Annotated in this window: 11 protein-coding genes; 8 read left to right on the top strand and 3 right to left on the bottom strand. The window is 72.0% G+C overall.

Translation table 11 applies throughout. The annotated features are described in order from the left end of the window. Positions 1 to 57 precede the first annotated feature (57 nt). The 3 genes from ACWGE1_RS34860 to ACWGE1_RS34870 all read left to right on the top strand — a co-directional run bounded on the left by ACWGE1_RS34860 (position 58) and on the right by ACWGE1_RS34870 (position 4968). On the top strand, positions 58 to 951 hold the full coding sequence (locus ACWGE1_RS34860) for a carbohydrate ABC transporter permease (protein WP_453424480.1): 894 nt from the start codon (positions 58 to 60) through the stop codon (positions 949 to 951). Continuing rightward, positions 948 to 1826 carry a carbohydrate ABC transporter permease gene (locus ACWGE1_RS34865; protein ID WP_453424471.1) on the top strand — a complete coding sequence of 293 codons (879 nt, stop codon included), beginning with the start codon at positions 948 to 950 and terminating at the stop codon, positions 1824 to 1826. Before ACWGE1_RS34860 ends, ACWGE1_RS34865 begins: the two co-directional genes overlap by 4 nt. A gap of 118 nt (positions 1827 to 1944) precedes the next feature. Further along, positions 1945 to 4968 (top strand): alpha-mannosidase, encoded by a 3024-nt coding sequence (locus ACWGE1_RS34870; RefSeq protein ID WP_453424472.1) that lies wholly within the window; start codon positions 1945 to 1947, stop codon positions 4966 to 4968. A 30-nt stretch (positions 4969 to 4998) separates the two neighbouring features. On the opposite strand, the gene ACWGE1_RS34875 is transcribed toward ACWGE1_RS34870, so the two are convergent. After that, the gene (locus ACWGE1_RS34875) at positions 4999 to 6360 is read right to left on the bottom strand and encodes an alpha/beta fold hydrolase (protein WP_453424473.1); all 1362 of its coding nucleotides are present in this window, start codon (positions 6358 to 6360) and stop codon (positions 4999 to 5001) included. Positions 6361 to 6568: 208 nt separating this feature from the next. Between ACWGE1_RS34875 and ACWGE1_RS34880 the strand changes: the two genes are divergently transcribed. The 5 genes from ACWGE1_RS34880 (at position 6569) to ACWGE1_RS34900 (ending at position 11913) form a co-directional block, all read left to right on the top strand. Then, positions 6569 to 8593: an oxidoreductase gene (locus ACWGE1_RS34880; protein ID WP_453424474.1), complete on the top strand. Its 2025-nt coding sequence runs from the start codon at positions 6569 to 6571 to the stop codon at positions 8591 to 8593. A gap of 75 nt (positions 8594 to 8668) precedes the next feature. Then, positions 8669 to 9082, top strand: a complete 414-nt coding sequence (locus tag ACWGE1_RS34885; protein ID WP_453424475.1) for a PaaI family thioesterase — start codon at positions 8669 to 8671, stop codon at positions 9080 to 9082. Between the two features lie 85 nt (positions 9083 to 9167). Continuing rightward, complete coding sequence (locus ACWGE1_RS34890) at positions 9168 to 9941, top strand: DUF4839 domain-containing protein (protein ID WP_453424476.1); 774 nt, start codon at positions 9168 to 9170, stop codon at positions 9939 to 9941. Positions 9942 to 10090: 149 nt separating this feature from the next. Beyond that, positions 10091 to 11410 (top strand): MFS transporter, encoded by a 1320-nt coding sequence (locus ACWGE1_RS34895; protein WP_453424481.1) that lies wholly within the window; start codon positions 10091 to 10093, stop codon positions 11408 to 11410. Between the two features lie 50 nt (positions 11411 to 11460). Beyond that, positions 11461 to 11913, top strand: coding sequence for an SRPBCC family protein (locus ACWGE1_RS34900; protein WP_453424477.1), 453 nt, complete (start codon positions 11461 to 11463; stop codon positions 11911 to 11913). A 17-nt stretch (positions 11914 to 11930) separates the two neighbouring features. Here the strand turns inward: ACWGE1_RS34900 and ACWGE1_RS34905 are convergent, their stop codons facing one another. Then, a complete protein-coding gene (locus tag ACWGE1_RS34905; protein WP_453424478.1) occupies positions 11931 to 13505 on the bottom strand; it encodes an alpha/beta hydrolase in 1575 nt (524 codons plus the stop codon). Between the two features lie 192 nt (positions 13506 to 13697). Further along, positions 13698 to 14219, bottom strand: coding sequence for a hypothetical protein (locus ACWGE1_RS34910; RefSeq protein WP_453424479.1), 522 nt, complete (start codon positions 14217 to 14219; stop codon positions 13698 to 13700). Positions 14220 to 14277 lie beyond the last annotated feature (58 nt).

The raw sequence follows: 14277 nt of genomic DNA on the forward strand, positions 1-14277 counted from the left end.
TGCACGGCCCACGTGCGGCTCCGCGCAGCAGCCGGGGGCCGGCGCGCCCTGCGGGACATGGAGACCGAGACCGGGCTGCTCCACCGCAGCTGGTGGACCCCCTACCTGTTCCTCGCCCCGGGCCTGGTGATGGTGGCGCTGTTCAGCCTCTGGCCGTTCGTCAACACCGTCATCCTCTCCTTCACCGACGCCCAGATCCTGCGCGGCGGGAGCTTCGTGGGCCTCGACAACTACCGGCGCGCCTTCGCCGACCCCGACTTCTGGGTCGCGACCGGCAACAGCGTGCTGTACCTCGTGGTCGTCGTGCCCTGCCTGGTCCTCCTGCCGCTGGCCCTCGCGGTCCTCGTCCGGACGAAGATCCCCGGTATCGGCTTCTTCCGCTCCGCCTTCTACACCCCGGTGATCGCCTCCGCGGTGGTCGTCGGGCTGATCTGGCAGTGGGTGCTGCGCAGCGACGGTCTCGTCAACACCGTCTTCCAGCGGCTGCACGTGATCTCCGAGCCGGTCCCGTTCCTGACGGACTCCACGATGCTGCTGGTCTCCGCGATGATCGTGACCGTGTGGAAGGGCCTCGGCTACTACATGGTCTTCTACCTGGCGGCCCTCGGGAACGTCCCCGTCACCCTCCACGAGGCGGCCGCGATCGACGGAGCCGGCCCCGTACGCCGCTTCTTCAGCATCACCGTCCCCCAGGTGAAGCCGATGATGCTGCTCGTCGGCACCCTCTCCGCCATCTCGGCGCTGCGCGTCTTCACCGAGATCTACATCCTCGGCGGCGAGAGCGGCGGTCCGGGCGGCGGCGCCCGCACCCTGCCCTTCCTGATCCGGCAGGTCGGTCTCGGCTTCTCCGGCGAGACCGGCTACGCCTGCGCCATCTCCATCCTGCTGTTCCTCCTGACCCTGGTCTTCAGCCTGCTGGGCCGCCGTCTGTCGAAGGGAGACGAGAGGTGAGCACACCGTCCTCCCCCGGGAGCGGGCACCCGCGCCGGCGCACCGCCGCCGACCGCAGGCGCCGCCGGATCGGCCTGGCCGGGCGGTACGCCACGCTGGTGCTGATGCTCGTGGTCATGCTGGGCCCGATCGTCTGGCAGTTCCTCACCTCGCTCCGCGGACGCACCGAGAACGTGTACGACGGTCTGCTGCCCTCGCAGCCCACCCTCGACAACTACGTGCGGGTCGCCGAGTCCTTCCCCCTGCTGCAGTACGTCGGCAACACCCTCGTCGTGGCCGTCCTGGCGATCACCTCGAACATGCTCTTCGCGGCGATGGGCGGCTACGCCCTGTCCCGGGCCGCCTGGAAGGGCCGCCGGACCGTTTTCACCGTGCTCGTGGCGACCCTGATGTTTCCCTTCGAGTCCGTGATGATCTCGATGTTCCTCACGGTCCGCGAGATGGGCCTGGTCGACACCCTCGTCGGCGTCTGGCTCCCCGGCGCGGTCTCCGTGCTCAACATCATGATCATGCGGGCGGCCTTCCTCGCCGTGCCGAAGGAGGTGGAGGAGGCCGCCGTGCTGGACGGGGCGGGCGAATGGACCCGGTTCACCCGGGTCTTCCTCCCCGCGGCCAAGGGCGCCCTGGCCGTCGTCTGCATCACCAGCTTCATGGGCGCGTGGGACGACTTCCTCTGGCCCCTGCTGGTCCTCACCGACAGCGACAACTACACCCTGCAGCTCGGCCTGAAGACCCTGGCCGGCGCCACCACCGTCAACGACCAGCGACTCGTGGCCGCCGGCGCGATGGCCGCGCTCATCCCGATGATGCTCCTCTTCTTCGCCCTCCAGCGTTTCTTCTTCAAGGGCGTGGGCGAGGGAGCCGTCAAGACCTGAGCCGGCTCCACCGCCGTCGGGCCGCACCGCCGTCAGGCCCCGCGCCCGCGTCCGTCCGGTCCGACCACCGTCCGTACCGACCACCGTCCGTACCGAACATCTCCCTGGAGCAGCTGTCATGCATGACGACCGCAGCATCACCGAACACCGCCTCCGCCGGGTTCTCAAGGAGCGAGTCAAGCCCGCCGTCCACTCCCGCACGGCCCCGCTGACCGTCGAGCGCTGGGAGGCACCGGGCGAGCCCGTCCGCGTCGGCGAGGGCCTCGCGGCGGACTACGGGCCCTGCGCCGTCGGCGACGCGTGGGGCCCGGCCTGGGGCACCACCTGGTTCAGGGTCACCGGCACGGTCCCCGAGGACTGGGCCGGCCGTACGGTGGAAGCCGTCCTCGACCTCGGCTTCGACCGGATGATGCCCGGGTTCCAGTGCGAGGGCCTGGTCCACCGGGCCGACGGCACCGAGGTCAAGGCGCTCAACCCGTACAACGACTGGGTGCGCGTGGCCGACCGCGCCGAGGGCGGCGAGCGCGTCGAGTGGTACGTCGAGGCAGCCTCCAACCCGGTCCTGGTCGACCACACGGTCACGTACGAGGGGGACCTGCCGACCAGCGGCGACCAGCCCCTGTACCGCCTCGCCCGGATGGAGCTCACCGTCTTCGAGACCGAGGTCTGGGAGCTGGTCCAGGACCTGGAGGTGCTCCACGACCTGATGACCCAGCTCGACACCGCGGACGCCCGCCGGTACGAGATCCTGCGGGCCGTCGGTTCGGCGCTGGACGCGCTCGACCTCGGCGACGTGCCCGCCACGGCGGCCGCCGCCCGCGCGTGTCTCGCCGGGGTGCTCGCCGCCCCGGCCAACGCCTCCGCGCACCGAATCAGCGCGGTCGGCCACGCCCACATCGACTCCGCGTGGCTGTGGCCGCTGCGCGAGACGGTGCGCAAGGTCTCGCGCACCACCTCCAACATGGTCAACCTGATGGACGGGCACCCCGAATTCGTCTTCGCGATGTCGCAGGCCCAGCAGCTCGACTGGATCAAGACGTACCGGCCCGAGCTCTTCGAGCGGATCAAGAAGAAGATCGCGGACGGGCAGTTCGTGCCGGTCGGCGGCATGTGGGTGGAGTCCGACACCAACATGGTCGGCGGCGAGGCCATGGCCCGCCAGTTCCTCTACGGCAAGAAGTTCTTCCTCGACGAGTTCGGCATCGAGACCCAGAACGTCTGGCTCCCCGACTCCTTCGGCTACACCGCCGCGATGCCGCAGATCGTCAAGCTCTCCGGCTCCAAGTGGTTCCTGACCCAGAAGATCTCCTGGTCCCAGACCAACAGGTTCCCGCACCACACCTTCTGGTGGGAGGGCATCGACGGCACCCGCGTCTTCACCCACTTCCCGCCCGTCGACACCTACAACAGCGACCTCGGCGGCGCCCAGCTCGCCCACGCCGCCCGCAACTACCGTGAGAAGGGGCGTGGTTCGCGCTCCCTGGCCCCCTTCGGCTGGGGCGACGGCGGTGGTGGACCCACCCGTGAACACCTCGCCCGCGCCCGCCGCCAGCGCGATCTCGAGGGCTCCCCGAAGGTCCGGATCGAGCGCCCGGACGCCTTCTTCGAGAAGGCCCGCGCCGAGTACGAGGACGCGCCCGTCTGGGCCGGTGAGCTCTACCTGGAGCTGCACCGCGGCACCTACACCTCCCAGGCCAAGACCAAGCAGGGCAACCGGCGCAGCGAATCCCTGCTGCGCGAGGCCGAGCTGTGGGCGGCGACGGCCGCGGTGCGGGTCGCGGGGTACGCGTACCCGTACGAGGACCTGGAGCGGATCTGGAAGACGGTGCTGCTCCACCAGTTCCACGACATCCTGCCGGGCTCGTCCATCGCCTGGGTGCACCGCGAGGCGCGCGAGACGTACGGGGCGGTGCGCGAGGAACTGGAGGGGATCACCCTCGCCGCGCAGCAGGCGCTCGCGGGCCAGGGCGCCGAGGAGCTCGTCTTCAACTGCGCCCCGCACGCCCGCCGCGGCATCCCGGCCGGGGGAGCGGGCCGCCCGGTCGAGGCCGGGGAGCCGGTCACGGTCGAGGAGCGGCACGGCGGCGGGCACGTCCTGGCCAACGGTCGGCTGCTGGTGGAGATCGACGGCCGCGGGCTGCTCGTCTCCGTCCACGACCTGGAGGCGCGCCGCGAATCGCTCGCCCCGGGCGCCGCGGCGAACCTGCTCCAGATCCATCCCGACTTCCCCAACATGTGGGACGCCTGGGACATCGACGAGTTCTACCGCAACCGGGTCACCGACCTCGTGGAGCTGGACCGGATGGAGGTCATCGGGAGCGGCCCGCGGGCGGCGACCGTACGGGTGACCCGCTCCTTCGGGCAGTCGAAGGCCGTCCAGCAGATCACCCTGCGGGCCGGAGCCAGGACGGTCGACATCGTCACCGACGTGGACTGGCACGAGACGGAGAAGTTCCTCAAGGCCGCCTTCCCGCTGGACGTGAAGGCCGAACGGACCGCCTGCGAGACCCAGTTCGGGCACGTCCACCGGGCCACTCACACCAACACCTCCTGGGAGGCGGCCAAGTTCGAGATCTGCGCCCACCGCTGGATCCACGCCGAGGAGCCCGGCTGGGGAGTGGCGCTGCTCAACGACTCCACCTACGGGCACGACGTGACCCGGGACGTCCGGGCCGACGGCGGCCAGACCACCACCGTCCGGCTCTCCCTCCTGCGTGCCCCGCGCTATCCCGATCCGGAGACCGACCAGGGCTCCCACACCCTGCGGTTCTCGCTCGCCCCCGGCGCGGGGATCGGGGACGCCGTCCGCGAGGGCCATGCGCTGAACCTGCCCGAGCGGGCGGTCCCCGGCGCGGGCCCGGTCGCTCCGCTCGTGGCCGTCGACGAGGACGCGGTGGTGGTCGAGGCGGTGAAGCTGGCGGAGGACCGCAGCGGTGATGTGATCGTCCGCCTCTACGAGTCCCGCGGCGGCCGTGCCCGGGCCACCCTCACCGCGGACTTCCCCGTCGCGGCGGCGGTCGAGAGCGACCTGCTCGAACGGCCCCTCGCGGGATCGGCGGTGGGGGAGCCCGACCCGGAGGGCTCCGTCCCGCTCACCCTGCGCCCGTTCCAGATCGTCACGGTCCGCCTGCGCCGGGCCTGATCACCGCCCGGGCGGGCCCCGGTCCGGCCGTCAGGGCCGGGGCCCGCTCTCCAGTGCCGTCCGCAGCTCGGCCAGCTGCGCCGTGTCATCCGGGAGTTCCAGCCCCTCGAGGACGGTGCGCGCCCGGACGCGGTCGAGGCCGCCGTGCCCGTCGCGGTGGCTGTGCAGGATGCCCCGGAAGACCGCCTCGTGCAGGGCCGGGACCCGGGCCGCGGCCCGGTAGGCCAGTACCTTGACCTGCCAGGGCACGCGTCCAGAGGATTCCAGCACGCGCCGGGCACGGCGCAGCACGGCTTCCGGGGCGTCCTTCTGCAGCTGTGTGACGTCCTTGCCGAGGACCTCGGTGAAGGCCGTCTCGGCGGTGTCGCGGTCCTCGAACCAGTCGGCGCGCAGGGAGCGGGTGATCGCCGCGCAGGCAGCCGGGGCGCCCAGTCGGCTGCGGTAGCCGTTCCAGAGCACGCGGGCCGTGTCCGGATCCGCGATGCCGCGGGCGGCGGAGGCGATCTCGACCATCACCCGGTGCTCGTCGAGGAGGTCCACCAGACCGAAGCCGAGCCGCAGCCGGTGCTCGATGTCGAGGGAGTTGTCCCCGAGGGCAGCCGCGGCCCACCGGTGGGCGACCTCGTTCGAGGTGAGCCGGCCCTCCCCGGACTCCCCGTCCGTCCAGGTGTGCTCGCCGGTCCGGACCACGCCCCGTTCGGCCAGCCAGAGCCGGGCCGACTCGCTGTCGGGCAGTTCGCCGAGGAAGTCCACGACCGCCCGGACGAATTCCTGCGGGGCGGCCGCGTGGACGAGGTGTCCCACGGGGATCGTGGTCAGCCGTGCGTCGGGGATCCGGCGGGACATCTCCGCGATGCGGTCCTGTGGGTACGGGCTCGTGGGGCCACCCGCCAGTATCAGGGTCCGTGCGGTGATACGCCCGAACTCGTCCAGTTCGTCGGGCTGGGGCAGAGAGCTCCCCCACTGCTCCGAGTCGAGCCATTCGGACCAGTCGATGTCGACGTGGTCGGGTCTCACCTGCCAGTCCTCGCGCGGAGCCGGAGCCTCCTCCAGGACCAGCCGGGCCACCCGCCCGGGCTGGTCCGCCGCGGCATGGTAGGCCGCTACCCCGCCCCCCGCGCGGCCGGCGAGGTCCACCCGGTCGAGGCCGAGGGCGTCCAGGAAGCCCAGGAGTACGGCGGCTCCCCAGTACGGCCACGGGTACGACCCCGCCGGCTCGGCGTTGCGGCATGCGTACGGGAGGTACACCCGGCGTGTGCGCGCGAGCTCGGCGCGGAGCACTGCCCAGTCGCCCTGATCGGGCAGCAGCACCAGCGGGTCGCCGTCCGCCGGGCCCGACACCTGGTACTCCAGCGGGAGGCCATTCACGGTCAGGGAGCGGTGTTCGATCATCCGGCCGACGCTACCGGCCCCGGCCGCCCGCCGGGCGCGGCCCGGTTCGCGCCGGCGGCGTGAACTGTGCCACAGCTTCGGGAGGGCGGACCCCGTGGGCCCCGGGGCGGTGGGGCGCGACCCGGACACCTGGTTATGCACCTAGTTGCAAAACCTGCCTCGCCTCGCTAGAACAGGTTCATCACCCCCGCGCGAGGAGGCGCCCCTCATGAGTTCCCAGAGCCGGTACCCGCACCTGTTGAGCCCCCTGGACCTCGGCTTCACCACCCTGCCGAACCGCGTGATCATGGGCTCGATGCACACCGGCCTCGAAGAGCACCAGGGCGGCTTCGAGCGGCTCGCCGCCTTCTATGCCGAGCGCGCCCGCGGCGGCGCCGGCCTGATCGTCACCGGCGGCATCTCCCCGAACGACGCCGGCCGCCCCTTCGAGGGAGGCTCCCGCCTCACCACCGAGGACGAGGCCGCCGAGCACCGGGTGATCACCGAGGCCGTGCACGCCGAGGGCGGGAAGATCGCGATGCAGATCCTCCACTTCGGCCGCTACGCCTACCACAAGGACCTGGTCGCCCCCAGCGCCATCCAGGCCCCCATCAGCCCCTTCGTCCCGAACGAGCTCACCGACGCCGAGGTCGAGCGCACCGTCGAGGACTTCGTCCGCGCCGCCCGCCTCGCCAAGCTCGCGGGCTACGACGGCGTCGAGATCATGGGCTCCGAGGGCTACCTGGTCAACGAGTTCATCGCCGCGGCGACGAACAAGCGCACCGACCGCTGGGGCGGCGCGTACGAGAACCGCGTCCGCTTCCCGCTGGAGATCGTCCGGCGCACGCGCGCGGCCGTCGGCGAGGACTTCATTCTCATCTACCGCCTCTCCATGCTCGACCTCATCCCCGGCGGCTCCACCCTCGACGAGGTCGTCCAGCTCGCCAAGGAGATCGAGGCGGCCGGCGCCACCATCATCAACACCGGTATCGGCTGGCACGAGGCCCGCATCCCCACCATCGCGACCTCCGTCCCGCGCGGCGCCTACACCTGGGTCACCAAGCGGCTGATGGGCGCGGTGTCCGTCCCCCTCGTCACCAGCAACCGCATCAACACCCCGGAGATCGCCGAGGAGCTCCTCGCCGACGGCCGCGCCGACCTGGTCTCCCTGGCCCGCCCCTTCCTGGCGGACGCCGACTTCGTCGCCAAGGCCGCGGCCGGCCGCTCCGAGACCATCAACACCTGCATCGGCTGCAACCAGGCCTGCCTCGACCACACCTTCAGCGGCAAGATCACCAGCTGCCTGGTCAACCCGCGCGCCTGCCACGAGACCGAGCTCGTCCTGTCACCGACGCGTACGAAGAAGCGCGTCGCCGTCGTCGGCGCCGGTCCCGCCGGTCTCGCCTGCTCCGTCTCCGCCGCCGGCCGCGGCCACGCCGTCACCCTCTTCGAGGCCTCCGGCCACATCGGCGGCCAGCTCGACGTCGCCCGCCGCATCCCCGGCAAGGAGGAGTTCGAGGAGACCATCCGCTACTTCGGCACCCAGCTCGTGGAGGCCGGCGTGGAGGTCCGCCTGAACACCCGCGCCGACGTGGAGACCCTCCAGGGCTACGACGAGGTCGTCGTCGCCACCGGCGTCACCCCCCGCACCCCCGACATCGAGGGCGTGGACCGCGCCAACGTGGTCAGCTACCTCGACGTGCTGCGCGACGGAGCCCCCGTCGGCGAGCGCGTCGCCGTCGTCGGCGCCGGCGGCATCGGCTTCGACGTCGCCGAGTTCCTCACCGACAGCGGCGAGGGCGCCTCCCAGGACCCCGAGGTGTACTTCCGCCACTGGGGCGTGGACACCACGTACGCCGGCCCCGGCGGGCTCACCGCCCCCGAGCGCCCGGCGCCGCCGCGCCAGGTCCACCTCCTCCAGCGCAAGGCGACCAAGGTCGGTGCCGGCCTCGGCACCACCACCGGCTGGATCCACCGCGCGGAGCTCAAGCACCGCGGGGTCGTCTCCGTCGCCGGGGCCACGTACGACCGCATCGACGACCAGGGCCTGCACATCACCGTCGGCGGCGAACAGCACCTCGTGCCCGCCGACACGGTGGTCCTGTGCACCGGCCAGGAGCCGCGCCGCGACCTGTACGAGGCGCTGCGCGCGGCCGGGGTCGAGGCCCACCTGATCGGCGGGGCCGACGTGGCGGCCGAGCTCGATGCCAAGCGGGCCATCCGCCAGGGCACGGAACTGGCCGCCTCGCTCTGACGCAACTGCACGCAACCGCACGGAACTGTTCCGAAGGGGATTGTGGCGGCCCGGCCGGGCCGCCACAATCTCCCGGTGACGATCTCACCGGCAGACGCAGAAAAGATCCTTGTCGACAACTTCGCCCCCTGGGTGCTCGCCCTCGGACTGACCGTCCAGGAGACCGGCGAGCGGCACTCCGTGCTGCGCCTGCCCTGGTCGGACCAGCTGGCCCGGGACGGCGGCGGCCTCTCGGGCCAGGCCATGATGGCGGCCGCCGACACGGCCACCGTCATCGCGATCTCCGCCGCCCGCGGCGCCTACGGGCCGATGACCACGGTCCAGCAGTCCACGAGCTTCCAGCGGCCGGTGGTCGGGGCCGACGTACTGATCCACGTACGGGTGACCAAGCTCGGCAAGCGGATGGCCTTCGCGGACATCACCCTGACTCCCGAGGGCGCCCAGGACCCGGCGGCCACGGCCTCCACGGTGTACGCCCTGCTCGGCTGACGACCGGGAGGCCGGTCCCTTGCCCCGTCCCCTATGCTCGCGGTGCAGTTGGGGCGAACAGTCATTCATGGGGGCGGGCAGGCGCATGGCCGACGAGATCAAGTACGAGTACAAGACGGTGCAGACCGTTCGCGGCACCGACGGCCTGGTGATCTCGAAGATGCAGAAGGACGGCTGGGAGCTCGTCGAACAGGCCCAGGGCATGCTGCGCTCCACCCTCGACTTCCGTCGGCCGAAGAAGCCGCTGCCGCGGCTCCTGATCGGAGCTGCGGTCGGCGGCCTCGTGATCCTGGCCGTCGTCATCGGCGTGGGCGCGGCACTCGAGGACGGAGGCGGGAAGAAGGACGGGTCGAACAAGCCGACGGCGGCCACTGCGAGTGCAGAGCCCTCCGCCACGCAGACTGCGACTGCGACTGCGACTGCGACTGCGACTGCGACTGCGACCGTGGCCGTGGCCGGGTCGGCCGCCGCTGAGGTGATCACGTCTCAGAACAACCCGGAGTTCGCGGCGCTGCTGAAGACGGCGGACACGTGCGACAGCGCGAACCTCGACTTCGCGACCAAGTACAAGGGCAGGACGGTCGCGTTCGACGGCTCGATCGTGGACATGGCGCCCCGCGGTGACCACGACACCCGTTACGACCTCCTCCTGGGTCCGGGCGACGAGGGACCGAAGACGGGGATCGGCCCGGCCTTCCGGTACGAGGACGTCGACGTCCTCGGCCTGAAGCTGACCGGCCGGAACGCCCCCGCCACCGTCCGCGCGGGCGACAAGTTCCGCTTCGTCGCCGAGGTGGGCGCATTCAACGCGAAGCAGTGCCTCTTCGTCCTCGCCCCCGTCTCGACGGAAACCCGGTAGCCGAAAACGCGTTGGCGGGCGGCGGAGCGGCTCGCCTACGCTCGCACCCGTCGACCGACCACGACGGCGGCCGCGCGGCGCGGGGGAGCGGAACCATCGCAGGGATCGATCCGGGGGAATCCGGAAACCGCGGACCTGTTCCGCCGCCGCTGCGGCGCAACAAGGACTTCAACGTCTTCTGGCTCGGCCAGGCGCTCTCCGTGCTCGGAGGGTCCGTCTCGTTGCTGGCCCTTCCCCTGCTCGTCCTCGACGCCACCGGGTCCATCGTCCAGATGGGCCTGGTCACGGTCGTCTCCGGCGCCACCGCCATCGGCACCGGGGTGTTCGCCGGGTACGTGGTGGACCGGGTGGACCGCCGCAGGCTCATGATCGTCTGTGATCTGGCGCGGGCCGGGCTGCTCGGCGCGGTCCCGTTCGTCTGGTGGGCCGCCGGACCGCAGATCTGGCTGCTGTACGTGCTGACCGCGGTGGCCGCCGTACTGAAGACGCTGTTCGACGTCTCGTACGTGACGGCCATCCCGAACCTGGTGCGTACTCAGGACCTCACGGCCGCCAACGGACGGCTGATGGGGACCTTCGCGCTCGGGAGCCTGCTCGGGCCGGTGGTGGCCGGATTCCTCACGGCCGGGGTGGGCGCGGACCGGGCGCTGGCCCTGGACGGGGCGACCTTCCTGGTCTCGGCCGCCAGCCTGGGCTGGGTACGGTTCACGGCCCGTCCCGCCGGGGAAGGCGCGGACAACACGGGCTCCGGGGCCGGGTCGTCCGGGGCCGGGGCCGGGTCCGGCCCCGCGGCTGCGGCGGGAGCCGGGGTGCTCCGGGAGATGTTCGTGGTCGGCTTCCGCTTCCTGTGGAGCCATCCACTGCTGCGTCCGCTGACCGTCCAGCTCACCCTGTTGACCTTCGTCACCATGGGCGCCACCGACCTGCTGATCTACCGCGTCCAGCACGACCTCGGCCGGGACGCGGCCACCCTCGGCTACGTGATCTCGGTCAGCGGGGCCGGCTCCGTCGCCGCGGCCCTCGGCGCGGGGCGGCTGCGCCGGATCCTCGGCTTCGGCCCGTGCTGGCTCGCCTCGATCGCGATGATCGCCGTCGGGGTGACCGTGACGGGCGTCAGCCGCAGCGTGCCGGTCATCGCCGCACTGGCGGCCGTCTTCATGTTCGGGATCACCCTCGGCGGGATCTGCACCATGACCCTGCGCCAGGAAGTGACCCCCGACCACCTGCTCGGCCGGGTCACGTCCGCCTTCTGGACCGTGCACAACGCCTCGGGCCCGGTGGGCGCGGCCGTGCTCACGCTGCTGGCCGCCCGCCACGGAGTGCCGGCCGTCAGCCTCGCCGGCGGTGCGCTGTGCCTGCTGGTGCTCGGCGGCGGGCTGCTGACCCCGCTGCGCGGCGGCCGCGCGGACGCCGCCGTTGCCGCGGCCGCGGACCGCGAACCGGCCGCCGGGCCGTCGGCGCGCGCGTAGGGTGCCCTTCTGCGATCGTGGATCACAGGTAGCCGCACCGAGGAGCCGACATGTCCGGACAGTTCGAGGCGAGTGTCGAGATCGACCGGCCCGTGGAGGCGGTCTTCGCCTACTTGGCCGACGGGCGCCACGACCCCGAGTTCAGCCCGCGCGTCCAGGAGATCACCAAGACCCCGGACGGCCCCACGGCCCTCGGCACGGTCTTCCGGAGCACGGTCAAGGACGCCGGGATGAAGACCGGCCGGGAGTTCCGCATCGTCGGCTTCGATCCGCCGCACCTGATCCGCTGGAAGGAGCAGACCCGCAACCTCGTCACCGCGGAGGGTGGCTACGACTTCGAAGCACTCCCCGACGGCCGTACGCGCGTCCGGATCTTCAACACCCTCGAAGGCCACGGCCTGGGCAAGCTGCTCGTCGGTCTCGCGGCCGGCGCGGCCCGCAAGGACGCCCCCGCTTTCGGCCGCCGCATCAAGGCGGCCGCGGAGGCGTCCCTCACGGGCTAGATCGTGTCCGGCCGGTGTCAGAACCGGCCGGGGCCGGACGGGAACGGCAGCGGCTTCGACGGCGCCGCCGATTCGCGCCGCTCGGCGGCCGCCGGCGGGTTCTGGCAGGTCACGTCCTGGGCGGGCAGACGGCCCGTGGTCAGGTAGGCGTTGACCGGGGCGTTGGCGCAGGAGGTGGGGTCGAAGAGGTACACGCCGTGGCCCTCACCGCCCGCCGCCAGCACCATCCGCGAACCCTTGAGGGCGCGGTGCAGGCCCTGACCGCTGACGAGCGGGGTCTGCGAGTCCCACTCGTTCTGCACCGTCAGCACGTTCGCCTTCTTGTTCATCGGCGTGGCCGCCTCGGCCGGCCGGTCCCAGAAGGCGCAGGGCTTGATGTTGGACGCGAAGTCCCCGTACAGCGGGTACTTGACCTTGTCCTTCGCCGCGTCCCGCTCGTACTGCTCCGTGTAGCGGGGCCAGGTGCCCGTGTCCCCGCACGCCACGGCCCAGAACACGGCGGTGCCGTTGTCCGAGGCGGGCTCGGCCGCCGCGCCGCCGGTCAGCAGCCGCTTCAGCTCCGTCAGGGTCGTGCCCGCGGGCAGCGGCTCGGCCTCGGCCGCGGCCTTCAGGGCCACGACCAGGGGAGTGGCCTGCGCCGGGTAGAAGAACACCCCGCGCGCGGACCGGATCATGTCCCCGTCGACCTTCAGGCCGTCGAGGTCGATGGGCTCCTTGTCGGCGCGCGCCACCAGCCCCCAGAACGTCTCGGACACGGCCTTCGGGGTCTCGCCCAGCTGGTGCTCCGCCGACCGCTGCGCCGCCCACTGCGTCCACCGCGCGAAGGCGGGCTCGGCCTCGGTGGCCCAGACCTGGATCATGCCGCGCCAGATCCGCTGCGGGTCCACACCGCTGTCGAGCACGAAGCGGTCCGTGCGGTCCGGGTACATCTGCGAGTACACCGCGCCGAGGTAGGTCCCGTACGAGTAGCCCAGGTACGAGAGCTTGCGCTCGCCCAGCACCGCACGGATCGTGTCCATGTCCCGGGCCGTGTTGCGGGTGGTGATGTACGGAAGCACCGAACCGGCCTTCTCGCGGCACTTGTCGGCGACGGTGCGCGCCCACGTCACGTCGGAGCCGAAGCTCTCCGGACGGTAGGCGCGGTCGAAGTTCTGCTCGGCGTCGGTCAGTCCGCAGGTGATCGGGCTGCTCGCGCCGACCCCGCGCGGGTCGAAGCCTATGAGGTCGTACTGTTCCCGGACGTCCTTCGGCATCGCCTCGTTCATCAGCAGCGGCAGGTCGAGTCCGGAACCGCCCGGGCCACCGGGGTTCAGCAGCATGGCGCCGTGCCGCTTGGCCGGATTCTCGCTCTTGAGCCGGGATATGGCCAGGTCGATCGTGCGCCCGTCGGGACGCCGGTAGTCGAGCGGGACCTTGAGCGTGGCGCACTCGTACGAGGCCGGCTGCTCGGTGCTGCAGCGGTGCCAGGCCGGCTTCTGCCGAAGGTGGTCCGCGACCGGGGCGGCGGTGGCCTGGGTCGCGGACAGCAGGGGTACGGTGGTTGCCACGAGTCCGGCGGCGGCGAGCAGCGGTGCGAAGCGTTTCAGGCGCACTGAGCCGTTCCTTTCGATGAAGTCGCTTACACCTCCACCTTGTTGCACACGGAGCCCGGCCGAATCATCCCGGAGGGTCGTGCCCTCTGCTCCTCACGAACGAGCTGTTATCCGGACAACTGGCCGACACGCCGCAGTCGGCCCCCAGTGCTCCACCGGGGGCCGACGTGTCGAGCGGGTCAGGGGAGGGGCTCAGTGGCCGCCACCGTGTGTGGCACCGGGCTCCGGGGAGCCGCCGCCACCGTGGGTGTCCCCGGCCTCCAGGGAGCCGCCGAGCTTTCCGCGCAGGGTGTTCAGGGCTTCCTCCTTCTGCGCGGTGACGACCCATCGGTCCCCGACCAGGTACGTGCCGCCGTACATCCGGGCCTCGGTCAGCCAGGCGCGCAGGCCCGGCTCGGCGGTGAAGGTGATCATGCGGTAGACGACCTGCCCGGCCTCGCAGCCGCCCTGGCGCAACTCCTCGGCCTCCACGTTCACTTCAGCGGTGCAGCCGATGGCCGTGGCGATCTGCTCGAGCGAGGTTCCGGGCGCCGCCGGCGCCGTCGGCGCCGCGGTCCCGTCGGCCTCCGCCGCGGTCCTGCTCGCCCCCGCCGGGGTGTGGTCCGCCTGTGCCTGCGCGGTGCAGCCGACGCACAGCAGCGCGGCGGCGCACGCCGCGGCGACGGCCGGAAGTGACGGGCGGATCCGCCGGGTGCGGCGGTCGGTGGACGGCATGGCGACCTCTCTGACTGATCGGGGAGGGGTCGTGGGGGGGGGGGGGGGGGGCGGCGGG

It is taken from the genome of Streptomyces sp. NPDC054932, from assembly GCF_053610205.1.

Coding starts and splice junctions, on each gene's coding strand:
- ACWGE1_RS34860 (WP_453424480.1), top strand. CDS start 58: ATGGAGACCGAGACCGGGCTGCTCCACCGCAGCTGGTGGACCCCCTAC.
- ACWGE1_RS34870 (WP_453424472.1), top strand. CDS start 1,945: ATGCATGACGACCGCAGCATCACCGAACACCGCCTCCGCCGGGTTCTC.
- ACWGE1_RS34875 (WP_453424473.1), bottom strand. CDS start 6,360: ATGATCGAACACCGCTCCCTGACCGTGAATGGCCTCCCGCTGGAGTAC.
- ACWGE1_RS34880 (WP_453424474.1), top strand. CDS start 6,569: ATGAGTTCCCAGAGCCGGTACCCGCACCTGTTGAGCCCCCTGGACCTC.
- ACWGE1_RS34890 (WP_453424476.1), top strand. CDS start 9,168: ATGGCCGACGAGATCAAGTACGAGTACAAGACGGTGCAGACCGTTCGC.
- ACWGE1_RS34900 (WP_453424477.1), top strand. CDS start 11,461: ATGTCCGGACAGTTCGAGGCGAGTGTCGAGATCGACCGGCCCGTGGAG.
- ACWGE1_RS34910 (WP_453424479.1), bottom strand. CDS start 14,219: ATGCCGTCCACCGACCGCCGCACCCGGCGGATCCGCCCGTCACTTCCG.